This window comes from Mycolicibacterium pallens, from assembly GCF_019456675.1.
In the GTDB taxonomy this organism is placed as follows: Bacteria; Actinomycetota; Actinomycetes; order Mycobacteriales; family Mycobacteriaceae; genus Mycobacterium; species Mycobacterium crocinum.
On the sequence record NZ_CP080333.1, the window covers coordinates 1,277,396 to 1,299,092 of the forward strand.

At 67.5% G+C, this 21,697-nt stretch carries 27 protein-coding genes; 10 read left to right on the top strand and 17 right to left on the bottom strand.

Annotation, left to right across the window (positions count from 1 at the left end; all coding sequences use genetic code 11):
- Positions 1 to 18: 18 nt before the first annotated feature.
- A complete protein-coding gene (locus tag K0O64_RS06245; RefSeq protein ID WP_096310407.1) occupies positions 19 to 369 on the bottom strand; it encodes a type II toxin-antitoxin system HicB family antitoxin in 351 nt (116 codons plus the stop codon).
- A 226-nt stretch (positions 370 to 595) separates the two neighbouring features.
- Positions 596 to 1,402, bottom strand: a complete 807-nt coding sequence (locus tag K0O64_RS06250; protein ID WP_096310409.1) for an enoyl-CoA hydratase — start codon at positions 1,400 to 1,402, stop codon at positions 596 to 598.
- A gap of 97 nt (positions 1,403 to 1,499) precedes the next feature.
- On the opposite strand from K0O64_RS06250, the gene K0O64_RS06255 reads away from it, so the two are divergent.
- The 3 genes from K0O64_RS06255 to K0O64_RS06265 are packed head-to-tail and all read left to right on the top strand — an operon-like array spanning position 1,500 to position 4,388.
- Entirely contained in the window at positions 1,500 to 2,585 is a 1,086-nt protein-coding gene (locus K0O64_RS06255) for a CaiB/BaiF CoA transferase family protein (protein WP_096310411.1), read from the top strand.
- A gap of 44 nt (positions 2,586 to 2,629) precedes the next feature.
- On the top strand, positions 2,630 to 3,382 hold the full coding sequence (locus tag K0O64_RS06260) for a 3-hydroxyacyl-CoA dehydrogenase (protein WP_071947288.1): 753 nt from the start codon (positions 2,630 to 2,632) through the stop codon (positions 3,380 to 3,382).
- 4 nt (positions 3,383 to 3,386) lie between these two features.
- Complete coding sequence (locus K0O64_RS06265) at positions 3,387 to 4,388, top strand: NAD(P)H-dependent flavin oxidoreductase (RefSeq protein ID WP_071947287.1); 1,002 nt, start codon at positions 3,387 to 3,389, stop codon at positions 4,386 to 4,388.
- An 85-nt stretch (positions 4,389 to 4,473) separates the two neighbouring features.
- Here K0O64_RS06265 and K0O64_RS30140 read toward each other — a convergent pair whose 3' ends face one another.
- Positions 4,474 to 4,605 carry a hypothetical protein gene (locus K0O64_RS30140; protein ID WP_096312721.1) on the bottom strand — a complete coding sequence of 44 codons (132 nt, stop codon included), beginning with the start codon at positions 4,603 to 4,605 and terminating at the stop codon, positions 4,474 to 4,476.
- A gap of 173 nt (positions 4,606 to 4,778) precedes the next feature.
- On the opposite strand from K0O64_RS30140, the gene K0O64_RS06270 reads away from it, so the two are divergent.
- On the top strand, positions 4,779 to 5,417 hold the full coding sequence (locus K0O64_RS06270; RefSeq protein WP_071947286.1) for a class I SAM-dependent methyltransferase: 639 nt from the start codon (positions 4,779 to 4,781) through the stop codon (positions 5,415 to 5,417).
- On the opposite strand, the gene K0O64_RS06275 is transcribed toward K0O64_RS06270, so the two are convergent.
- Entirely contained in the window at positions 5,407 to 6,123 is a 717-nt protein-coding gene (locus K0O64_RS06275) for an NAD-dependent deacylase (protein WP_071947285.1), read from the bottom strand. The genes K0O64_RS06270 and K0O64_RS06275 overlap by 11 nt on opposite strands.
- 37 nt (positions 6,124 to 6,160) lie before the next feature.
- On the opposite strand from K0O64_RS06275, the gene K0O64_RS06280 reads away from it, so the two are divergent.
- Complete coding sequence (locus tag K0O64_RS06280; RefSeq protein ID WP_071947284.1) at positions 6,161 to 6,526, top strand: Rv1152 family transcriptional regulator; 366 nt, start codon at positions 6,161 to 6,163, stop codon at positions 6,524 to 6,526.
- A 4-nt stretch (positions 6,527 to 6,530) separates the two neighbouring features.
- Here K0O64_RS06280 and K0O64_RS06285 read toward each other — a convergent pair whose 3' ends face one another.
- Both K0O64_RS06285 and K0O64_RS06290 read right to left on the bottom strand, forming a co-directional pair.
- Positions 6,531 to 7,358 carry a class I SAM-dependent methyltransferase gene (locus tag K0O64_RS06285; protein WP_071947283.1) on the bottom strand — a complete coding sequence of 276 codons (828 nt, stop codon included), beginning with the start codon at positions 7,356 to 7,358 and terminating at the stop codon, positions 6,531 to 6,533.
- Positions 7,355 to 7,876 (bottom strand): DUF1697 domain-containing protein, encoded by a 522-nt coding sequence (locus K0O64_RS06290; protein WP_071947282.1) that lies wholly within the window; start codon positions 7,874 to 7,876, stop codon positions 7,355 to 7,357. Before K0O64_RS06290 ends, K0O64_RS06285 begins: the two co-directional genes overlap by 4 nt.
- A 31-nt stretch (positions 7,877 to 7,907) precedes the next feature.
- Here K0O64_RS06290 and K0O64_RS06295 point away from each other — a divergent pair, with 31 nt between their 5' ends.
- Complete coding sequence (locus tag K0O64_RS06295; protein WP_071947281.1) at positions 7,908 to 8,351, top strand: PPOX class F420-dependent oxidoreductase; 444 nt, start codon at positions 7,908 to 7,910, stop codon at positions 8,349 to 8,351.
- Positions 8,352 to 8,372: 21 nt separating this feature from the next.
- Positions 8,373 to 8,549 (top strand): DUF5302 domain-containing protein, encoded by a 177-nt coding sequence (locus tag K0O64_RS06300; RefSeq protein WP_096310413.1) that lies wholly within the window; start codon positions 8,373 to 8,375, stop codon positions 8,547 to 8,549.
- On the opposite strand, the gene K0O64_RS06305 is transcribed toward K0O64_RS06300, so the two are convergent.
- From K0O64_RS06305 to K0O64_RS06335, 7 genes are all read right to left on the bottom strand, one after another.
- Positions 8,546 to 9,748, bottom strand: coding sequence for an MFS transporter (locus K0O64_RS06305; protein WP_071947280.1), 1,203 nt, complete (start codon positions 9,746 to 9,748; stop codon positions 8,546 to 8,548). The genes K0O64_RS06300 and K0O64_RS06305 overlap by 4 nt on opposite strands.
- Positions 9,749 to 9,813: 65 nt before the next feature.
- Positions 9,814 to 11,448 carry a monocarboxylic acid transporter gene (locus K0O64_RS06310; RefSeq protein WP_071947279.1) on the bottom strand — a complete coding sequence of 545 codons (1,635 nt, stop codon included), beginning with the start codon at positions 11,446 to 11,448 and terminating at the stop codon, positions 9,814 to 9,816.
- A complete protein-coding gene (locus K0O64_RS06315; protein WP_071950056.1) occupies positions 11,445 to 11,795 on the bottom strand; it encodes a DUF485 domain-containing protein in 351 nt (116 codons plus the stop codon). Before K0O64_RS06315 ends, K0O64_RS06310 begins: the two co-directional genes overlap by 4 nt.
- Before the next feature lie 129 nt (positions 11,796 to 11,924).
- Positions 11,925 to 13,655, bottom strand: a complete 1,731-nt coding sequence (locus K0O64_RS06320; protein ID WP_071947278.1) for a sodium/solute symporter — start codon at positions 13,653 to 13,655, stop codon at positions 11,925 to 11,927.
- Complete coding sequence (locus K0O64_RS06325) at positions 13,652 to 14,032, bottom strand: hypothetical protein (protein ID WP_071947277.1); 381 nt, start codon at positions 14,030 to 14,032, stop codon at positions 13,652 to 13,654. The genes K0O64_RS06320 and K0O64_RS06325 overlap by 4 nt, the downstream gene beginning before the upstream one ends.
- The gene (locus tag K0O64_RS06330; RefSeq protein WP_071947276.1) at positions 14,025 to 14,804 is read right to left on the bottom strand and encodes a LytR/AlgR family response regulator transcription factor; all 780 of its coding nucleotides are present in this window, start codon (positions 14,802 to 14,804) and stop codon (positions 14,025 to 14,027) included. Before K0O64_RS06330 ends, K0O64_RS06325 begins: the two co-directional genes overlap by 8 nt.
- Before the next feature lie 8 nt (positions 14,805 to 14,812).
- Positions 14,813 to 15,994: a sensor histidine kinase gene (locus K0O64_RS06335; RefSeq protein WP_071947275.1), complete on the bottom strand. Its 1,182-nt coding sequence runs from the start codon at positions 15,992 to 15,994 to the stop codon at positions 14,813 to 14,815.
- A gap of 40 nt (positions 15,995 to 16,034) precedes the next feature.
- Between K0O64_RS06335 and K0O64_RS06340 the strand changes: the two genes are divergently transcribed.
- Positions 16,035 to 16,610 (top strand): HhH-GPD-type base excision DNA repair protein, encoded by a 576-nt coding sequence (locus tag K0O64_RS06340; RefSeq protein ID WP_071947274.1) that lies wholly within the window; start codon positions 16,035 to 16,037, stop codon positions 16,608 to 16,610.
- A gap of 43 nt (positions 16,611 to 16,653) precedes the next feature.
- Entirely contained in the window at positions 16,654 to 16,800 is a 147-nt protein-coding gene (locus K0O64_RS06345) for a hypothetical protein (RefSeq protein ID WP_005147085.1), read from the top strand.
- Positions 16,801 to 16,873: 73 nt separating this feature from the next.
- Here the strand turns inward: K0O64_RS06345 and K0O64_RS06350 are convergent, their stop codons facing one another.
- Genes K0O64_RS06350 through K0O64_RS06360 form a run of 3 tightly spaced genes read right to left on the bottom strand, consistent with a single transcriptional unit; the run spans position 16,874 to position 20,037 of the window.
- Positions 16,874 to 18,265: a WS/DGAT/MGAT family O-acyltransferase gene (locus K0O64_RS06350; protein WP_071947273.1), complete on the bottom strand. Its 1,392-nt coding sequence runs from the start codon at positions 18,263 to 18,265 to the stop codon at positions 16,874 to 16,876.
- A gap of 57 nt (positions 18,266 to 18,322) precedes the next feature.
- Entirely contained in the window at positions 18,323 to 19,417 is a 1,095-nt protein-coding gene (locus tag K0O64_RS06355; RefSeq protein WP_071947272.1) for an Rv1157c family protein, read from the bottom strand.
- Positions 19,418 to 19,431: 14 nt separating this feature from the next.
- Positions 19,432 to 20,037: a hypothetical protein gene (locus K0O64_RS06360; RefSeq protein ID WP_125477400.1), complete on the bottom strand. Its 606-nt coding sequence runs from the start codon at positions 20,035 to 20,037 to the stop codon at positions 19,432 to 19,434.
- A 251-nt stretch (positions 20,038 to 20,288) separates the two neighbouring features.
- On the opposite strand from K0O64_RS06360, the gene K0O64_RS06365 reads away from it, so the two are divergent.
- Complete coding sequence (locus K0O64_RS06365) at positions 20,289 to 21,425, top strand: mannosyltransferase (protein ID WP_230986026.1); 1,137 nt, start codon at positions 20,289 to 20,291, stop codon at positions 21,423 to 21,425.
- Here the strand turns inward: K0O64_RS06365 and K0O64_RS06370 are convergent.
- Entirely contained in the window at positions 21,400 to 21,684 is a 285-nt protein-coding gene (locus K0O64_RS06370; protein WP_071947269.1) for a 4a-hydroxytetrahydrobiopterin dehydratase, read from the bottom strand. The two genes, K0O64_RS06365 and K0O64_RS06370, sit on opposite strands and share 26 nt — an antisense overlap.
- Positions 21,685 to 21,697 lie beyond the last annotated feature (13 nt).

The window sequence follows — 21,697 nt, forward strand, 5'->3', positions numbered from 1 at the left end:
CGTCCAACGAATTTCGGGTCAACCGAAAAGGTCGTCGAGGGTGGGCGCAGGGCGGCCGGCGAGCTTGTAGCTCACCCACTGGTTCAACGAGATGCCTTGTTCGGCGGCCTCGACGATCAGCCGTTCGTGCAGCACGGGAGACGTGCGCACCGCGAACTTGCCGCTGTAGTGGTGGTCCGTCAGCGACTCCGGCGGATCGATGCCGAGGTCGGCCAGTTCTTCGAGTTCTCGCGCGATCAGTTTCTCGACGCGCTCGATTGCTTCATGCGGCGTTAGTGCTGTCGCGTAACGGCCTTTGAATTCCAGACACAGCCCGAGGTACTGGCAGTAGTCGTCTGACCACTCGGCACGGTAGGTGTAGTTCGGCATCGCCCCATGGTGCCCACAAGGTCCGACATGTCCGACGTGATCTCGGGGCCTGGCTCGGTCGGGGTGGGTGACTTTTCCGGAACGTGATATCGCGGGTGATATCGAGTTCCGAGAAAGTGAGGTCTACGAGAGGCCTGTGTGTTGGTGGGTGACTTTTCCGGAACGGGATATCGCGGGTGATATCGAGTTCCGAGAAAGTGAGGTCTCTAGGGAGAGGTCCGCAGACCTAATCCTGCGTGAAGACGGGGGAGCGGTGCTCCTGGAACGCCTTAGTGCCCTCACGAAAATCACTGGAGCCCAGCAGGATTCGCTGGCCTTCTTCCTCCCTGCCGATCGCGGCGTCCAGCTCGGTGAGCGTCGCGGCATTGATCGCCTGCTTGGTCTTGCGCAGCGCCACTGCCGGGCCGGACTTCAGCTTCTCGATCACCGCGGCGACGCCGGCCTCCAGCTCGTCGGCCGGGTAGACCGCACTGACCAGACCGAAATCGAGTGCTTCGGCAGCCGGAATCCGTTCGGCCAGAAGCGCCATCTTCATCGCGCGGGCGCGGCCGATCGATGCGGCCACCAACGCCGACGCACCGCCGTCGGGCATCAGCCCGATCTTGGTGAACGCCAAGAGGAAAAACGCCTTCTCCGAAGCCAATACGATGTCGCACGCCAGCGCCAGCGACACCCCGACCCCGGCCGTCGGTCCCTGCACCGCCGCCACCACCGGCTTGGGCAGGTTCACGATCGCCCGCACCGCGCGGTTCGCCTCGAGCAGCACCTCGTCCGGCGTATCCGGTCGTCGGTTCGACTGATCCTCCGCGCTGATGCCCGCACCCGAGCTGAACCCGCGGCCCGCCCCGCCCAGACGCACCACGCGCACGGACGCGTCGTCGGCGGCGTGCTCCAGCACGTCGGCCAGCGTGCGCAACATGATCGCGTTCAACGAGTTCAGGCTGTCCGGCCGGTTCAACGTCACCGACAACACTCCGCCGTCGAGCGACACGGTCAGTTCCGGGACACCGGTGTAAGCATCGATGGTCGTCATGGCTGCACCTTAGCCCCGGCGGGGGCGCAGCCCGCGGCGGGTCAGGCCAGGTGTAAATAGTTAAGGCGGCGATCAATCAACTGGAGGGTAGACAGCTATGGCGGGACCACTGCACGGTTTGCGCGTCGTCGAATTGGCCGGAATCGGCCCCGGCCCGCACGCCGCGATGATCCTCGGTGACCTGGGCGCCGACGTCGTCCGCATCGACCGGCTCGGCAAGGGCACCGGGGCGCCCAGCAACGACTACCTGCTGCGCAACCGTCGCTCAGTGGGCGCCAACCTCAAGGATCCGGGCGACCGCGACATGGTGCTGGGCCTGATCGCCAAGGCCGACGTCCTCATCGAAGGCTTCCGCCCCGGCGTCACCGAACGACTCGGGCTGGGCCCGGAGGACTGCGCCAAGGTCAACCCGCGGTTGATCTACGGCCGCATGACCGGGTGGGGCCAGGAAGGCCCGCGCAGCCAGCAGGCCGGCCACGACATCAACTACATCTCGCTCAACGGCCTGCTGCACGCCGTCGGCCGGGTCAACGAACGTCCCGTCCCGCCGCTGAACCTCGCCGGCGACTTCGGCGGCGGCTCGATGTTCCTTCTGGTCGGCATCCTGTCGGCGCTGTGGGAGCGGGAGCGCTCCGGCAAGGGACAGGTCATCGACGCGGCGATGGTCGACGGCTCCAGCGTGCTGGCCCAGATGATGTGGGCCTTCCGGCACATGGGCATGTGGAACGACGTGCGCGGCACCAACATGCTCGACACCGGCGCGCCCTACTACGACACCTACGAATGCTCCGACGGCCGCTACGTCGCGGTCGGCGCGATCGAGCCGCAGTTCTACGCCGAACTGATCGAGAAGCTCGGCCTCAACGCCGCCGACCTGCCCGACCAGAACGACATCACCCGCTGGCCGGAACTGCGCGCGGTGCTCACCGAGACCTTCGCCGCTCACGACCGCGACCACTGGGCCAAGGTCTTCGCCGGCAGCGACGCCTGCTGCACGCCTGTGCTGTCGTTCGCCGAAGTCGACACCGAACCGCACAACACCGAGCGCAACACCTTCTACACCGAGGCGGGCTCGACGTTCCCCGCCCCGGCCCCGCGGTTCTCCCGCACCGGGCTCGACACTCCGACCGCACCCGGCGTTCCGGGAGCCGACAACGAAGCCGTCCTGCGGGACTGGGTATAGTCCCCAACCAACCAGTAGGTCGACCTATCGAAAGGGAGCATTTCGTGGAGATCAAGGACGCCGTAGCCGTCGTCACCGGCGGTGCCTCGGGCCTGGGCCTGGCCACCACCAAGCGGCTGCTCGACAAGGGCGCATCCGTCGTGGTGATCGATCTCAAGGGTGAGGACGTGGTGGCCGAGCTCGGCCCGCGCGCCCGCTTCGCGCAGGCCAACGTCACCGACCCCGAGTCTGTGTCGGCCGCCCTCGACATCGCCGAGGAAATGGGGCCGCTGCGCATCAACGTCAACTGTGCCGGTATCGGCAACGCGGTCAAGACCCTCGGCAAGGACGGGCCGTTCCCGCTGGACTGGTTCAACGCCGTCGTCCAGGTCAACCTGATCGGCACCTTCAACGTGCTGCGCCTTGCCGCCGAGCGGATCGCCAAGACCGAGCCGGTCGGCGAAGAGCGTGGCGTCATCATCAACACGGCATCGGTCGCGGCGTTCGACGGGCAGATCGGCCAGGCCGCCTACTCCGCGTCCAAGGGTGGCGTCGTCGGCATGACCCTGCCGATCGCGCGTGACCTCGCCCGTGAACTCATCCGCGTCGTCACCATCGCGCCGGGCTTGTTCAAGACCCCGCTGCTGGGTTCGCTGCCGCAGGAGGCACAGGACTCCCTCGGTAAGCAGGTGCCGCACCCGGCCCGCCTCGGCGACCCCGACGAGTACGGTGCGCTGGCCGCCCACATCGTCGAGAACCCGATGCTCAACGGTGAAGTGATCCGCCTGGACGGGGCGATCCGGATGGCGCCGAGGTAGACAGATGACGATCAAGACGAAGTTCACCGAGGCCTTCGGCGTCGAGCACCCGATCGCCCAGGGCGGTATGCAGTGGGTCGGACGCGCGGAACTCGTTGCCGCCGTTGCCAATGCGGGCGGGCTCGGGTTCATCACCGCGCTCACCCAACCGACGCCGGCCGATCTGGCCAACGAGATCGCCCGTACCCGGGACATGACCGACAAGCCGTTCGGGGTGAACCTGACGATCCTGCCGGCGATCAACCCACCGCCGTACGACGAGTACCGCCAGGTGATCGTCGATGCCGGTATCAAGATCGTCGAGACCGCGGGCTCCAACCCGGCCCCGCACCTGCCGATGTTCCACGACAACGGCATCAAGGTGCTGCACAAGTGCACCTCCGTGCGGCATGCGGTCAAGGCTCAGAGCCTGGGCGTCGACGGCATCAGCATCGACGGTTTCGAGTGCGCGGGCCATCCGGGTGAGGACGACATCCCGGGCCTGGTGCTGATCCCGGCGGCCGCCGACAAGATCGAGATCCCGATGATCGCCTCCGGCGGCTTCGCCGACGCCCGCGGCCTGGTGGCGGCGCTGGCGCTGGGGGCCGACGGCATCAACATGGGCTCACGCTTCATGTGCACCGTCGAGTCCTGCATCCACCAGAACGTCAAGGACGCGATCGTGGCCGGCGACGAGCGCGGCACCGAGCTGATCTTCCGCAGCCTGCACAACACCGCCCGGGTGGCCTCCAATGTCGTCTCGCGTGAGGTGGTGGAGATCCTCAAGGGTGGCGGGCAGTTCGAGGACGTCAAGGATCTGGTCGCCGGCGTGCGTGGCCGCAAGGTGTTCGACGACGGCGACATCGACGCCGGCATTTGGACCGTGGGCACCGCGATGGGTCTGATCAACGACATCCCGACTTGTGGCGAGCTCATCAGCCGCATCGTCAACGAGGCCGAGGACATCATCGCCGGACGCTTGGCCGGCATGGTCGAACCTAGTGAAGACGCGAAAGTGCCCGCCTGATCACAGGCGGGCACTCAACGCGTTCAGAAGGTCCGAAGGGCGCCACGCCGCTACTCAGCGGTGGTGGCGCCTTTTGGCGCTGCGCTCAGCTGGCGTTAGCGAGCGGGGGCTTGTCCTCGAATTGCTCCGAGGTGTCGCCCTCTACGAGGAAGTCCCCGTGGTACAGCGCGTCGAAGTCGATTTTGATGACATCGGCACTGGTGTCGTCGATCCACATACCGAGGACTCTATGAGTCGCCATTAAGGAATCTTTGAGCCGCGATTCGGAGTTTCCTGGCAATTCTTACTCCCGAGTCAGGTAGTTGGTTACTCAAGAGTCAGGTTGGTCACGGGTGAACCCAAAAACCCCGTGCGACTAGGGTGGCTCTGAGCAGGGAGGACATCACAGCCATGTCACAGCAGACCGTCGACAATCCGTTTTTCGCACGCTTCTGGACGGTGCTTTCCGCCCACGAGTCCGAGGCCATGCGAAGGCTCCGGCGCGAGAATCTCTCAGGCCTGCACGGGCGTGTCTTGGAGGTGGGCGCGGGCACCGGAACCAACTTCGCCTTCTACCCCGACTCGGTGACCGAGGTCGTCGCGCTCGAACCCGAGACGCGCCTGGCGCCACTGGCCAAACAGGCCGCCGCGGCGGCCACGGTTCCGGTGACGGTCATCGAATCGACTGTCGAGACGATGCCCGCGACCGAGCCCTTCGACGCGGTGGTGTGCTCACTGGTGCTGTGCTCGGTGGCCGACCCGGACGGTGTGCTGCGTCAGCTCAACGCGGTGCTGAAGCCGGGCGGCGAGCTGCGCTACTTCGAGCACATCGCCCAGGGCGGCTGGCGCGGCCGATTGCAGCGAGTGGCCGACGCGACGATCTGGCCGCGGTTCGCGGGCAACTGCCACACCCATCGCGATACCGAGCGCTCGATCGCCGGGGCCGGGTTCGTCATCGACACCGCACGTCGCGAGGCGCAGTTCCCGGCGTGGGTGCCGTTGCCCGTTCACGAGGTCGCGCTGGGACGGGCGAAGAAAGTCAGTGCTTGAGCAATTCGGGCAGCTGCTGCAGCAGCTTCGGCAGCGCGGTGCTCGCCGACTCCCGAAGCGTGATCGTCGCGTTCGACGACAGTGGGGTCGGCTCGGGATTGACCTCCACGACGACGACGCCGCGGGCCAGCGCCACATCCGGTAGGCCGGCTGCCGGATAGACGATCCCCGACGTGCCGACGACCACCAAAACGTCGGCGGTGGCCGCCGCTTCGACCGCGGCCTGCCACGGCTCGTCGGGCAGCTGCTCGCCGAACCAGACGATGCCCGGTCGGATGAGCCCACCGCACTCGCACTGCGGCGGCATCTTCTCCAGTTCGGGCTCGGGCATGTCCGGCAGGAGACCGTGGTAGCGCGAACCACAGGTGTCGCACCAGAACTCGAACAGGCTGCCGTGCAGGTGGTGCACCGCCTTACTGCCCGCCCGCTCGTGCAGGTTGTCGACGTTCTGGGTGATCACGGTGACGTCGGCGTGGTCCTGCCAGGCAGCGACCGCACGGTGCCCGTCGTTGGGCTCGACCTCCTGCACGAGGTGATGCCGCCACAGATACCAGGCCCACACCCGCTCGGGATGGTTCTGCCAACCGTCTGTGCTCGACAATTCGTACGGGTCGTATTTGGCCCACAAACCCGTCTTGTCGTCGCGAAACGTCGGCACGCCGCTCTCGGCGGAGATCCCCGCCCCGCTCAGTACCGCGATACGCACACACCCCAAAATAGCCGGTCTAGGCGATACTTAGCATGTGTCGGATTTGGGGGTCTGGTTACGCGTCGACGGACAGGCCGCGCGTCCTCTCTTTGATCAGCTGAGAACTCAGATCATCGCGGGTATCCGCGACGGGCGGCTGTCGCCCGGCGCCCGGTTGCCGACGGTGCGTGAGCTGGCCGGTCAGCTGAACTTGGCCGTCAACACCGTGGCGCGGGCGTACCGGGAGTTGGAAACCGCCGGGATCGTCGAAACCCGCGGCCGGTTCGGGACGTTCGTGGCACGAGCCGATCCGGCCGACGCCGCGATGGCCGCCGCGGCCAACGCCTACGTGGAGGCGGCGCGCGCCCTCGGGCTGGGCAAGCAGGAGGCGCTGGAGTACCTGGACAGCGCGTTCGGCTGACCCGTCAGCCGAACTCCAGCAGCGTGTATGCGCCGCGGAAACGCTTCGTCGGCCCGAAGTGCCAGATCGCCGGCCACACCCTGTTGAAGAAGAACCCGCGGCCTTTCGGCATCGGAATGTCATGTACCGCTTTGATTCCCGGCACCGTGTTGACCAGATCGGCCAGCTGAACGGTGCTCAGGCTGAACGGCATCGGTGGCACCCGGTAGTGCTTCGAGGACCGCATTCCCTTGGGGGCGAGCTTCTTGACCATCGTCGGCGGTAGGTCGAAGAACATCTGGCCGCCCGGAAAGCGCTTGGCGCACTGGACGATCAGATCCATCGCCTCGGCGGGTTGCAGATACATCAGCAAGCCCTCGGCGGTGATGAACACGCCCTCGCCGGTGTCGATGGTGTCCATCCAGCTGTAGTCCAGAGCGGACTGCGCGAGCGAGGTGATCCGCGGGGACGACGGCAGTAGACGCTGGCGCAGCTCGATGACCGGCGGCAGGTCCACCGACACCCAGTGGAACTGCGGGTCGGCGATGGCGTCGCTCACCCGCCAGAAGCTGGTCTGGAAGCCTTCGGCCAGCGCGACGACCGTGGCCCTCGGGTGCTGCGTGAGGTAGGCGACCGCGCAGGCGTCGACGGCCAGCGAGCGCAGTGCCATCTCCTGACCCTTGCGACCGAATTTGTCGAAGTCGAAGTCGATGGAGTCGACGAGTTCGATGGCCATCGGGTCGTGCAGGATCGCCCCGGGCAGGCTCGCCTGATGGGCGCGGCCGTTGAGGGTCATCAACGCGGTTTCGGAGACGCCGCCCAGCTGGCTGGCGTCGATCTTGGGGCTGCTCATTTCAATACTTTCGCCAGGGTGCGCAGGTTGCGTGTGGTGGTCGAGGACTTGTAGCGCTTCTTGCCCATCGTCTTGCCGACGGCCGAGTCCAGGGTCGAGCTCTTGGGCACCTGCCAGTACAGGACACCGTCGCCGCGTTCGATCTTCTCCTGCGGCCCGGCGTCGTCGGCCAGGCCGGCGAGCTCGTCGAGGATGGCGGGATCGCTGACGAACGTCACGTAGGAGTGGTGGCCCTCGACCTCGGGCTCGAACGGATAGCCGTCGGCGACGGCGCGCAAGGTGTCGAGGTCGTACACCAACACCCAGGCGTCGTAGCCGAACGCATCCCGAAGTGCCGCTTCGGCTTTCGTGCGCACCGTCTTGGCGGCCGCGCTGCTGTCGAGCAACACGTTGCCACTGGCGAGGATCGTCTTGACTCCTCTGAACCCTGCGTCGGAGAAGGCGTCGGCGACGTCGGCCATCTTCATGGTCGTTCCGCTCACGTTCACACCGCGCAGGAAAGCCGCGTAGCGGGTCATGTTCTCGATGTTAGCGACGTAGTCTCGAAGGATGTCCCGTCATGTGTTCGACGACAAGCTCCTGGCGGTGATCGCGGGCAACCGACTCGGCGTGCTGGCGACCATCAAACGCGACGGCCGCCCGCAGCTGTCCAACGTGACGTACCACTTCGACCCGCGCAACCTCGTGGTCGAAGTGTCGATCACCGAGCCGCGTGCGAAGACGCGCAATCTGCGTCGCGATCCGCGCGCCTCGATCCTGGTGTCCTCCGACGACGGCTGGTCGTATGCCGTTGCCGAGGGCAATGCGATCCTCAGCCCACCCGCGGCGTCTCCGAACGACGACACCGTCGAGGCGCTCATCGCGCTCTACCGCAACGTCGCTGGTGAGCATCCCGACTGGGACGACTACCGCCGCGCGATGGTCGACGACCGCCGCGTGCTGCTGAAGCTGCCGATCTCGCACCTGTACGGAATGCCGCCCGGCATCCGCTGACTCACCGGTTAGTCTGACCGCATGGCCGAATCAGAGTCCGAGCCGCAGGACGACACCAAGGCGAAGTTCCGCGAGGCACTCGAGCGCAAGAAGGCGAAGGCGGCGGGCGGATCCGCGCACACCGACGCCGGCAGCAAGCAATCGCGTTCGCACGGGGCGGTCGGCAACCGACGGGAATTCCGTCGCAAGAGCGGCTAACCGGCTGCGTGCTCGGAAAGCTCTGCCGCAGGGCGTGATTCCTGCCGGAGGATGGCCGTCAGGCAGACCAGCGCCAGCACTCCGACCGCGATTGCGAACACGGTGCCGCCGGTGCGCAGCCCCCACGCCTGCGCAGCGAATCCCTCGCCGATCACCGGGATCGAGATCGCGATGTAGGCCACCACGAAATAGGTGGAACTGACTTCGGCCCGCCGCTCCGCCGGGGTGCGCTCGGCGACGGCGGCCAGCCCGCGGCTGAAGCTGATGCCCTGACCTATGCCGGCCACCACGGCAGCGATGATCAGCCCGGCCAGTGACGAATAATGCAGTGCGACAACCAGAATGCCCATACCGACCGTGAGGATCGCGCAGCCCAGTGCGACGGCCCGTTGCGGAGGGATGCGGGTTCCGGCGATCTGGGCGACCGCCGAGGCGCCGAAGATCGAGCCTGCCATCACGCCGGCCAGCGCGTGGTTGCCGATCCCGATGATGTTGGTCAGCAACGACGGCGCCACCGAGGTGAACAGGCCGGTGACGGCGAAACCGGCGAACGCGGCCAGCGCGGCGGTGATGAACACCGAGCGCACCTCGGGAGGCACCGAGAGCCGTTGCAGGCCGAGCTTTCCGGTGCGACTGGAGGTTTCTGGCACCAGCAGGATGGCGACGGCGGCCAGCACCATGAGCGCGATGTGCACGATGTAGGTGAGCTTCAGCGGGTTCGGCGCGTACTGCGCCAGCACGCCGGCCAGCACCGGTCCGGTGCCGAGCCCGCCGATGTTGGCGATGGTGGCCACCGCCGCGGCCCGGGTCTTCCAACTCGGCGGGGCCGCCTCGATGACCGCTGCGGTGGCCGTGCCGGTGAAGATGCCCGCCGACAGGCCGGACAGCACCCGTCCCACCAGAAGCTCGGGCACCGAATCGGCGACCAGGAACACCCCGGCACTGATCAGCGCGCAGCCGACACCGGCCAGCAGGACAGGACGTCGGCCGATGGCGTCCGACCATCTGCCGAACACCATCAGCGCGAACAGCACTCCGCCGGCATAGGTGGCGTAGATGACCGTGGTCGTCAGCACCGCGAAGTGCATCTGGTCCGAGTACAGCGCGTACAGCGGGGTGGGCAGCGTGGTGCCGACCATGATCGCGGCGAACGCGTAGGCCAGCAGCGCGAAGGGGAGACCTCGCCGGGTGGGGCTCATGTGGTGCTGAAACTCATTGGCACCTACACACCATTCCCGCGCCCGGCGAGTTTCTCACCTCGATTTCAGTGGTGGGTGGCCTTCTCGGCGCCGACGCCGGTCAGCGACCGCACCTCCATTTCGGCGTTGAGCTCCGGATCGCCGGTGTCTTTGGATGTCAGCGTCCCGACGATGCCGAGGATGAACGCCAGCGGGATCGACACGATGCCCGGGTTGGCCAACGGGAACCAGTCGAAGTTCGCGCCGGGGATCATCGCCGTCTTGTTGCCCGACACCGCGGGGGAGAAGACGATCAGCACCAGGCAGCTGATCAGGCCGCCGTACATGCTCCACAACGCTCCGCGGGTATTGAACCGCTTCCAGTACAGCGAGTACACGATCGTCGGCAGGTTGGCCGATGCCGCGACCGCGAAGGCCAGCGCCACCAGGAACGCGACATTCTGGCCGTTGGCCAGAATGCCGAGCCCGATCGCGGCGATGCCGAGCACCACTGCGGTGATCCGCGAGACCCGCACCTGTTCGTCCTCAGTCACCTTGTGGCTCTTGAGGACACTGGCGTAGACGTCGTGGGCGAAGGACGCCGATGCAGTGATCGTCAGGCCCGCCACCACGGCCAGGATCGTCGCGAACGCGACGGCCGAGATGATGCCGAGCAGGATCACCCCGCCGAGCTCGAACGCCAGCAGCGGTGCCGCCGAGTTCTGCCCGCCGGGAGCGGCCAGGATCTTGTCGGGTCCGACCATGGCTGCTGCGCCGTAGCCCAGCGCCAGGGTGAACAGGTAGAAAGCACCGATCAACCCGATCGCCCAAACCACCGACCGCCGAGCCTCTTTCGCAGTCGGCACGGTGTAGAAGCGCATCAGCACGTGCGGCAGGCCCGCCGTGCCGAGAACCAGTGCCAGCCCCAGCGACAGCAGGTTGATCTTCGAGGTGGTGTTGGCCCCGTACTGCGCGCCCGGCGCCAGCACATCGCGGCTGGCGACACCCTTGGTGGTGGCGTCGTGCACCATCTGCTGCGCCGAACCGAGGATGTCAGAGAAGTTCAGCCCGAACTTGACCAGCACCAGCAGCGTCATGATCGCCGCGCCGGCGATCAGCAGCACGGCCTTGATGATCTGCACCCAGGTGGTGCCCTTCATTCCGCCGACCAGGACGTAAACGATCATCAGCACACCGACCACCGCGATCACGACGGACTGGGCGGTGCGGCCGTGGACGTCGAGCAACAGCGCGACCAGGCCACCGGCACCGGCCATCTGGGCCAGCAGGTAGAACAGCGACACCGTCAACGTGGAGGTGGCTGCGGCCACGCGGACCGGCCGCTGCTTGAGCCGGAAGCTCAGCACGTCGGCCATCGTGAATTTGCCTGTGTTGCGCAGCAATTCGGCTACCAGCAGCAGGGCTACCAGCCATGCCACCAGGAAGCCGATCGAATACAGGAAGCCATCGTAGCCGTACACGGCGATGGCGCCGGCGATCCCGAGAAAGCTTGCCGCTGAGAGGTAATCACCGGCGATGGCGATACCGTTCTGCGGACCGGAGAACGCCCGACCGCCGGTGAAGAACTCGGTGGCGTTGGTGTTGGAGCGGCCGGCCCTGATCACGATGAACAGCGTGATCAGTACGAAGGCCACAAAGATGCTGATGTTGACGACGGGATTGCCGATCCGGCTGGCCTCGGCGAGCAGGGTGGTGGTCACTTCGCGGCGCCTTCCATCTCGGCACGGATGGCTTCGGCCCGCGGGTCGAGCTCGCGGTTGGCGAACCGCACGTACAGACCGGTGATGAGGAACGTCGTCAAGAACTGGCCGAGGCCGATGATCAGGCCGAGGTTGATGTTGCCCCACACCTTGATGGCCATGAAGTCGTGGGCGAACGCGCCGAGGATGACGTAGGTGGCGTACCAGATGAGGAAGAACGCCGTCGTCGGGAAGACGAAGCGGCGCAACGTGCGGCGCAGCTCCTGAAATTCGGGGCTGGCCTGGACGGCCAGGTATTGGGCGCCGCTGGGGTGAGTTTCCTGCGGCGGCAGGTCGGTTGTGGACACCACGTGCTCCTCAGCTCAAAGTTGTGAACTCCGATCGTGTTCACAGGGTATTGAGAGGTGCGTCACAGCCCTAGGGCCCTGCGCGGGCGGTGCGGTGAACGGTTGGCGGGTGGCGCTGAACGGTCGCGTCTAGCCGCGGGGCAGGCGCTCCACGCCCATGCCGAGGCGTTCCGGCACGTGCATGCGGGCGAAGATGCGCGCCACGTCCGGTGGCAGTTCCCGTCTGGTGAGGCGACTGACCACCACCATCGTCGTGAACGCCAGCGGAACCGTGACGGCGGCGGGATAGCCGATCAGCGTCGTCAGCCAGCCGCCGAGCACGTCGTCGTCCACCCAGCCGGTGACCGCGACCAGGATGGCGACGCCGGAGGCCAGCGCGCCGACCGTCAACCCCGCGATCGCGCCGGCGGCGGTCAACCCGCGCCACCAGATACCCAGCACCAGCAGTGGGCACAGGGTGGAGGCCGCGACGGCGAAGGCCAGGCCGACGCCGCGGGACAGGTCCAACACGGGGGAGACCAGCGAGAGCGGAATCGGGATGAGCCCGGCGACCAGTGCCACGAGCCGGAAGTCGCTGACCCGGCCGCGCAGTACGTCGGTGGACAGCGCGCCGGCGATGCTGACCAGAAGACCCGAGGACGTGGCGAGGAATGCCGCGATGGCGCCCGCGGCGACCAACGCACCGATCAATTCGCCCGGCAACCCCGCGATGGCCGCCGACGGCAGCAGCAGCACGGCCGCGTCGGCCTTACCCGTGACGAGCAGTTGGGGCACGTAGAGCCGGGCGAACACCCCGAGCAGGACAGGGAAGAGGTAGAACAACGACAACAGCACGATCACCGTCAGGGCCGTCCGGCGCGCGGCGCGCCCATCGGGGTTGGTGTAGAAGCGGACCAGCACGTGCGGCAGACCCATGGCGCCGAGGAATGTTGCCACCATGATCGAAAAGACTTGGTAAAGAGGGTGATTACCGCCAAGGCCGCCGCCGCTCTGGATCCACGTGGTGCCGGTGGCCGGTGTCCCGGCGACGACGGGAGTCTGGGCTCCCGCGGCCAGTGTCAACGTGGTGCCCTGCGGGAGGTCGTATCGGCCCGGGCCTGGAAGCGGCCCGTTCAGGCCTGGCCCGTTTACCGTCAGCCCGGTCGGATCGACGACGGTGACGACGACGTCGGTCTCGACGGTGACGACGGTCTGCTGGGCCACGGTCGGTGGCAGTGGGCCACCAACCTGAGGATGATCGTGGCCGAAGTGCATCAACAGCACCAGTGCGGGGACGGCGACCGCGGTCAGCTTCAGCCAGTACTGAAACGCCTGCACGAACGTGATCGACCGCATCCCGCCGCCGACGACGTTGACGATCACGATCCCGCCGACGACCAGGGGGCCCAGCCAAACGGGCACGCCGAGAAGGGCTTTCAACGCGATTCCGGCCCCCTGATACTGCGGGATCAGGTAGAGGATGCACACCGTGACGACCACGATCATCGCGACCCGGCGCACTCGCGGCGACCCCAGCCGGAACTCGGCGAAGTCGGGCACAGTGTAGGCGCCGGAGCGGCGCAGCGGGGCGGAGACGAACAGCAGCAGGCCCAGATAGCCTGCGGTGAACCCGACCGGATACCACAGCGCGTCGGCTCCGTACTTGGCGATCAGCCCGGCGACACCGAGAAACGAAGCGGCCGACAGGTATTCGCCGGAGATCGCAGCGGCGTTCCACCGTGGGCCGACGGTGCGGGAGGCCACCAGGAAGTCGGATGTGGTGCGCGACAGCCGAACCCCGTAGGCGCCGACGGCCACCGTTGCCACCGCGGCGGCCAGCAGGCCACCGGCAGTCAAGGCCGTCGCGGTCGATCCACTCATGGCGGACTCTCGTCGTCGACCACGCCCATAAAGTCGCGCTCGCCCTGTTCGGCCAGCCGGATGAAGAGCCGGCCGATTCCGTAGAGCGCGGGGTAGACCAGGACCGCCAGTGTCAGCCAATTCAGCCGCATCCCGAACACGCTGGCGTTGGACAGCTCTGGGAACACCGCATTCAGCAACGGCAGCGCGGCCATACCGCCGGCGACCAATGCGGCCAGCCGCAGCGCCAGCCCGAGCTGAGCCCGTACCAGACCGCGCACCAGCGCATCGCCGATCTCGGTTTGTTCCTGGACCTCGACGCGGGTGTGCACCACCCGGGTGCCGCGACGGTGGGCCAGCACGACGCGTTCGCGTTGCGGGCGGCTCGGCCTAGTCATTGGTGGTCCCGGGCCGGAAGGTCCGCATCGGGTCGCGGATGAGGCGGTCGCGCAGTTCGCGGGCCTGACGGCGGCTGACCGGCAGCTCGATGGCGGCCGAGGCGCCGTTGGCGCGCATCCGCACCATCGTCGACGCGCCGGACGTGCGCAGGCCGGTCACCATATTCAGTGCGACGAGGTAGGAACGGTGCACGCGCTGGAAGCCGCGGTTGCGCCAGCGATCTTCCAACGTGCTCAACGGAATTCGCACCAGATGCGAGCCGGACGCGGCGTGCAGCCGGGCGTAGTCGCCTTCGGCCTCCACCCAGCCGATGGTGTCGCAGCGCACCAGCTGGGTGACGCCGCCGAGCTCGACGGGAATGGTGTCGGCCTGCGGTTCGTCGGCCGCGGGGACAGGTTCGGCTGTTCGCGCGGACATCACCCGGCGTACGGCCTCGTCGAGACGCTCCTTGCGGATCGGCTTGAGCAGGTAGTCCAGGGCGCCGACCTCGAAGGCTGCCAGTGCCTTGTCGTCGTGCGCGGTGACGAAGACGACGGCGGGCGGGTGCGCGAAATTGCCCAGCACGCTGGCGAGTTCGAGGCCGGACAGGCCGGGCATGTTGATGTCGAGGAAGATCGCGTCGACGGTGCGTTCGTTGATGATGCGCAGCGCCGAGGTGGCGTCGCCTGCGCCGGTCACCTCGGCGACGTCGGGGTGCTCGCCGAGCAGGTAGGTGAGCTCGTCGAGCGCGGGGGCTTCGTCGTCGACCGCCAGCACCCACAGCCCTGCCATGGCTCTCCTTAAACCCTCACGCCCGTGCGGAACTTCGGCACCCGCATGATCACCTTCGTGCCCGCATTCGGGGCGGTCTCGACCACCAGACCGTAATCGTTGCCGAACGCCGCGCGCAGTCGATGGTCGACATTGCTCAGCCCGACATGGGCGCTCTGCTCGCCCTCGCCGAGGACGTCACCGTGCCCGGAACGCAGGGCCTGAGGATCCATGCCTATCCCGTCGTCCTCAACGCTGATCACACAGTCGGAACCTTCGTCACGTGCCGTGATTTCGATGGACCCGCCCTGGCGCCCGGCCAGACCGTGCCGAACCGCGTTCTCCACCAACGGTTGCAGCGCCAGGAACGGCACCACGACCGTCAGCACTTCGGGGGCGATCTGCAATGCCACCGACAGATTCGGGCCGAAGCGGGCGCGCTCGAGCGTCAGATAGCGGTCGATGTTGCGAAGCTCGTCGGCCAGCACCGTGTAGGGGCCCGCGGAGCGGAACGAGTATCGGGTGAAGTCGGCGAATTCGAGGATGAGGTCGCGGGCCCGGTCGGGGTCGGTACGGACGAACGACGCGATGGTGTTGAGCGCGTTGTAGATGAAGTGCGGGCTGATCTGTGCGCGCAGCGCCAGCACCTCGGCGCGGTCGAGGCGGGCCCGCGACGCGTCGAGCTCGGCGAGCTGGAGCTGGCTGGCGGCGTAGCGCGCGACCTCGGCGATGGCGCCGAGCATGCCCGGGGAGGGCTCGTCGGCGTTGACCACGACCAGAACACCGATGACGACGCCGTCGTCGTCGAGGATCGGCTGGGCCACGACGGCGGGCAGCTGTTCGCGGGCCAGCACCCGGCGCTGGCCGGCGATCGCGTCGCGGGCGGTGTGGTGGCAGATCTCCAGGGCGGCCGGCGTCCACAACGCGTCGCCGGGTGGGTCGATGGCGAGCAAGGCGCCGTCGCCGCTGTAGAGGGCGACGCCGTCGGATCCGGTGAGGCCGCGCAGGTGCGGGGCGGCGCCTGCCGCGGAGTCGGCGTCCAGGCCCTTGCGCAGCGAGCGGGCGGCCAGCGAGGCGGTGTGCAGCGCGGCGTGCACGGTGCGTTCGGCCGGGGTGCTGACCACGCGGCGGGTCAGGACGGCGACGGCGCCGACAATGAGCGCAACCGCGGCCAGCGCGACCGCCAGTGCGAGCGCTACCGCACCCGACATCTGCCTCTCCTGTCCTACTGCTTCTGCCTAGACTGTCGCCATGGCGAGACTGCAACTCACCCAGGATCCCGCGTCCGATGACCTTTTGAGTGAGGATCCGTTCGCCTTGCTGACCGGAATGCTGCTGGATCAGCAGATCCCGATGGAGACGGCCTTCGCCGGGCCGCGCAAGATCGTCGAGCGGATCGGTGGGATCGACCCCCGGCTGGTGGCCGACTACGACCCCGACCAGTTCACCGAGAAGTTCTCGACAACGCCTGCGGTGCACCGTTTTCCGGGATCGATGGCCAAGCGGGTGCAGGATCTGGCCCGCGAGATCGTCGACCGCTACGACGGCGACGCTGCCCAGCTGTGGCTCGACGGCAACCCCGACGGCGCCGAGGTGCTGCGCCGGCTGAAGGCCCTGCCCGGTTTCGGTGAGCAGAAGGCCAAGATCTTCCTGGCCCTGCTGGGCAAGCAGTACGGCGTCACCCCCAAGGGTTGGCGCGAAGCGGCCGGTGATTACGGCAAGGCCGGTACCCACATGTCGATCGCCGATGTGGTCGACAAGGGGTCGTTGGAAGAAGTCAGGGCGTACAAGAAGAAAGTGAAGGCCGCGGCGAAGGCGAAGGCCTGAGTCATAGGGTGAGCGAAGGCGAAGGCTGGATAACGGAGGAACCATGAAGACGCACATCAACTGTCCGTGTGGCGAGGCGATCAGCGCCAAGGACGAGGACGAACTGGTCGACCTGACCAAGCAGCACCTGGCGGCGGCTCACCCCGGCATGGATTACGGACGGGACGAAATCCTGTTCATGGCCTACTAGCTGGCATCGAGACAGAACTGAGAGCGACGATTCGCCCGAGACTTCGCTCCCAGTTCTGGATCAACGCAGAGATCTAGAGGACGGCGGCCTCGAGTTCCGCGAGAGCGGTTTCGGTCAGCGGAACGAGGTCGTTCACGTCGGCCATCACGTCGCGGTCGGCGACATACCCCACGCCGATCTGGTCGGCGTAGGAGCACAGCGTCACGTTGAGTGCCATCCCGTCGTACACCACTGACACGGGATAGATCTCGTCGATGCTGGCGCCGTTGAAATAGCTCGGCTTCGGCGGGCCCGGCACATTCGAGATCGGCAGGTTGTAGCTCGGCTTCACCCGTGAGCCGAACGGCAGCATCGGGGAGACCACCGTCGGCAAGACGGCCGGCATCAGCACGAGCAACATCGCGCCGGGGCCGTTCGCCGCGACCTGATGCTTCACGTTCGACATCGCGAAGTGCACCAGGCTCAGCCGCTCGGCCGGGTCCTCGACGACGGTGGGCAGCGGGCACAGACCGAGACCGAATTGGTTGCCGTGCCCGTCGTCGCCCGCGGACTCGTGACCTCGTACCGTCACCGGACACAGGGCCACCAGGGACTCGTCGGGCAGCTCGCCCTGTTTGGTCAGCCAGTCCCGCAGCACACCGGTGACCAACGCCGTCACCACGTCATTGCCGGTGACGTCGGCGGCATCCTGGATGGCTCGAATCCGCTTGCGATCCAAGCTCGTTGCCGCGAATACCCGGCGCGGGCCCAGTTTGGTGTTGAACCGGGTCTGCGGCGCACCGAACGGCGTCGCGACCGTGGAGGTCATCAATCCGCCGACAATGTTCGCCAGCTCAGCAGACGCGGCGTGGCGGGCCAGGCTCAGCCCGGAGGTGGCGACTCCTGCGACGTCACGCACCATCGACAAGGGGTTGAGGCTGCGGGGTTTCGACGGTTCGTCGGGTGCGGTGGTGGCATAGAACGGCGGCATCCCGCGTCGATTCGGATCGTCGGTCAGCGAGTGGCCGATCATCGTCAGGCCCGCGACACCGTCGACGACGATGTGATGAATCTTGATGTAGAGGGCGCACCGGTCGCCATCGAGCCCGTCGATCAGATACGCCATCCACATCGGGACGGACCGGTCGAGCGGCTCGGCGTGCAACTCCGACACCAGCGCCCACAGATCCTCGATGCTGGATCCGCTCGGCAAGGTCAGCCGGTGCACATGGTGGCTGAGGTCGAGATCGGTCACATCGCGCCACATCCACAGACCGCCGGTGTCCACCCCGCGGTGCGGGCGCCGGCGCAGGCGCGGGTCCACCGGGTCGCGGGAGGTCATCGCCTGCTCGTACATCTCGGCCATGAAGGCCGCGCCCGTCGTGCCCTCGGGTGGGGTCATGATCAGCGCGACCGCGACGTGCATCGGACTGGAGATCAGCTCCGCCGTCAGCAGCATCGCGTCCAAGGGGTCGAGTGTCTGCATGCCGCACCGCCCTAGCGTCGGGAACGATTTCCCAACCCTAGCGCGGCTTTTCGAGCTTTAGGGCACGACTGTCGAACCGATCGTCGGCATGAAGGTGCACTGCTTGTCCACAGTGGTCACCTGGCCGAAGATCGTCGACATGATGCTGCCCGAGCCGGTGTCGGCGATGGCGGTCAGCGTGGTCGGGCCTGCGGAGTTGATGTCCGGATTCGGCTTGAGCGTGGCGCTGCCCGACTTGCCGGTGGTCAGGTTGACCCAAGTGACGTTGAGCGGCAGCTTCTGCTCGGCGGCCGGGGCGGGCGTGCCCACCGCGGTGAACACATAGGCGGTCTGCCCGGCGGCCGGTCCCGGGGTGGGGATCTTCGCCGGCCCGGCGACGGAGATCGCGGTGGCGATCACGTTGCCGCCGTCCTTGAGGCAGCCGTTGCTGATCGACGGGTACATGAAGTCTTGCGTGGGCGGCGTCGCCGGATCGTAGTTCGGGGCGGCAGCGGCCGCGGGTGCCGGTGCCGGCGTCGCGACGTTGATCGAGTTACCCGCCGGCGTCGCGGACGGGGCAGGCGGAGCGGCCGGGTTCACGACGGTCACCGGAGTGGGAACCTCGGGCATCGCCTCGGGCGCCGGGCCGACGGCGTGCGTCGGGTCGATCCCGGTGGGCAGATGTGCCTCGGTGCCGAAGATCGAACTGGGTGCGGCGCCATCGGGCAGGTGTTCAGGCAGGGGGGCGGGGCCATTGCCGGGGCCGGGCGTCAGCAACGGCGTGGTGCCGTGGGAGACGCCGGTTGCCGCGGCGGCGGGGGGAACCGCCGCGGGGAGTGCGGCCGCCGGACCGGCGGCCCCGCCCTCCTGCACGAACTTGGTCACCTGCTGGGCCAGGGCGGCGGAGCCGCCGGGCGTGGTGGCGCCACCAGCGAGTTGCGAAGCCGCCGCGAGAAGCAGCGACTGCGCCGATGAGGGGTTCCCCGCGGCCTGCTGGACAACCGGTCCGAGCATCTGCATGGCGTCGAGGCCGGGCAGTTGGCCGGGATCCAGCGGGATGGCCGGGTCCGCGGCCGCGACCGGGCCGAAGCCCAGGTTGGTCACGGCCACGAGCGCGGCGGTGGTCAGCCCGATAGCCAATCTGGCGATCTGCGGCACGGTGAACTCCCTCATCGGGTAGTGGTTGGTCAGGGCAGAGCGGACAGCGGGAGCAGCTGGCCGAGGCCGGCGCCACCCGGGGTGGTCGGCGCGATCGCCGGGTTGCTGGCCGGCGGGACCCCGGCCGGTCCGGCGACTCCGGTGGCCACGGGGGCTACCGGCGCCGGGTTACCGACGGCCAGGTTGTCGCCGACCTTGACCGGGAACGGCATGTTCGACGGCGTCAGGCTGGCCAGGTCGCCGGGCACACCGAGCTGGTTCAGCAGCGGCAGGATCGGCCCGGTGATGCTGCTGGCCGCCGGCGGAGCGACCGGGGCTGCGGCCGGGGCCGCTGCACCGGGCAGGGTCGCGGGGGCCGGAGCGCCGGCGATCGGCGAGACCGGCAGCGTCGACGGTGTGCCGGTCAGTGCCGACGCGCCGGACAGAGCCGTCGCGGCGCTCTGCAGCACGCCTGCGGCGGCGGCCGGATTCGTGACGAACTGCTGCAGCATGTTGAGCGCGGGCACACCGGGAACGGCCGGAGAGACGCCCGGGTCGGCGGCAGCTGACGGGCTCAGTGCGAGCGCGACCGAGCACAGCCCGGCAGCGCCAATTACGTTGGCGGCGAACAACTTCGATATACGTGGCATGGTCATCCCAATCCCTCGAGTGCAGGTCTAACCCGAAGGTAGTCCGTTACTAGAGTTACTCAAGTGACACGTGTGGTGTTTATTCAACCGTTACGGCAGTGATGGCCGATGGTGACGCGAATGGCCATCCAGGCCCGATATGGGTTCGGCGCGATTACCGGGGTACAGCGCCGGTTACCGCGCCGAAATCGCCCCGTCGCTACAGTCGCACGGTGGACACGAAGGCCTGGGCGGCGCGGTCAGCGTGGCTGGGCCCGATGTTGCTGATCCTCAGCGTGGCCGCGCGGTTGGGCTGGACCTACCTGGCGCCCAACGGCGCCAACTTCGTCGACCTCCACGTCTACCTCGGCGGCGCCGCGGCGCTCGACCATCCCGGCACGCTGTACTCCTACGTCTACGCCGACCAAACGCCCGACTTCCCGCTGCCCTTCACCTACCCGCCGTTCGCGGCGCTGGTGTTCTATCCGCTGCACCTGCTGCCGTTCGGGCTGGTGGCGTTCTGCTGGCAACTGGGCATCATCGCCGCGCTCTACGGTGTGGTGCGGGTCAGCCAGCGACTGCTGGGCACGCCGGCCACTGACGGCCGCCCCGTCGCGATGGTGTGGACCGCAGTCGCGATCTGGCTCGAACCGCTGCGCAGCAACTTCGACTACGGGCAGATCAACGTGATCCTGGTGCTGGCTGTCCTGTGGGCGGCCTACAGCAGCCGGTGGTGGCTGTCGGGTCTGCTGGTCGGCGTGGCGGCCGGGATCAAGCTGACGCCGGCCGTCACCGGCCTGTACTTCCTGGGCATGCGCCGCTGGGGTGCGGCGATCTTCTCTGCGGTGGTCTTCTTTGGCACGGTCGCGCTCTCGGTGGCGGTCATCGGGCAGCAGGCGCGGTTTTACTTCACCGATCTGCTCGGCGACGCCCGGCGCGTCGGACCGATCGGAACGTCGTTCAACCAATCGTGGCGCGGCGCGATCTCGCGCATCCTCGGCCACGACGCCGGCTACGGACCGCTGGTGCTGGCCGGGATTGCGGTGACGGCGGCGCTCGCGCTGCTGGCGTGGCGGGCGCTGGACTCCGACCGGCTGGGCTGCCTGCTGGTGGTGCAGCTGTTCGGCCTGCTGATCTCGCCGATCTCGTGGACCCATCACTGGGTGTGGTTGGTCCCGCTGATGATCTGGCTACTGCACGGTCCGTGGCGAAATGAACTGGGCGCCAAGCTACTTGGCTACGGCTGGCTGACGCTGACGTTGGTCGGGGTGCCGTGGTTACTCAGTTTCGCGCAGCCCACGATCTGGCAGATCAGCCGCCCCTGGTATCTGGCGTGGACAGGTCTGATCTATATCGTGGTGACCCTGGCGACGCTGGCCTGGATCGCGGCTAGACCTCGCCAAGGACCTCGTTGATCTCGGCGGCCATCTGCACGTCCTTGTCGGTGATCCCGCCCTCAGAATGCGTGACGAGTGCGAAAGTGACTGTGCGCCAGCGGATATCGATGTCGGGATGATGGTCTTTGCGCTCGGCGTGTTCGGCGACCTTGCGCACGCCCTCGATTCCCTCGAGGAATGACGGGAACTTCACCGAGCGGCGCAGTGCGCCGTCGGCATGCTCCCAGCCGTCCAGATTCGTGACGGCGGCATCCACTTCTTCGTCGGTTAACGGCATGCGTCCGAGTCTT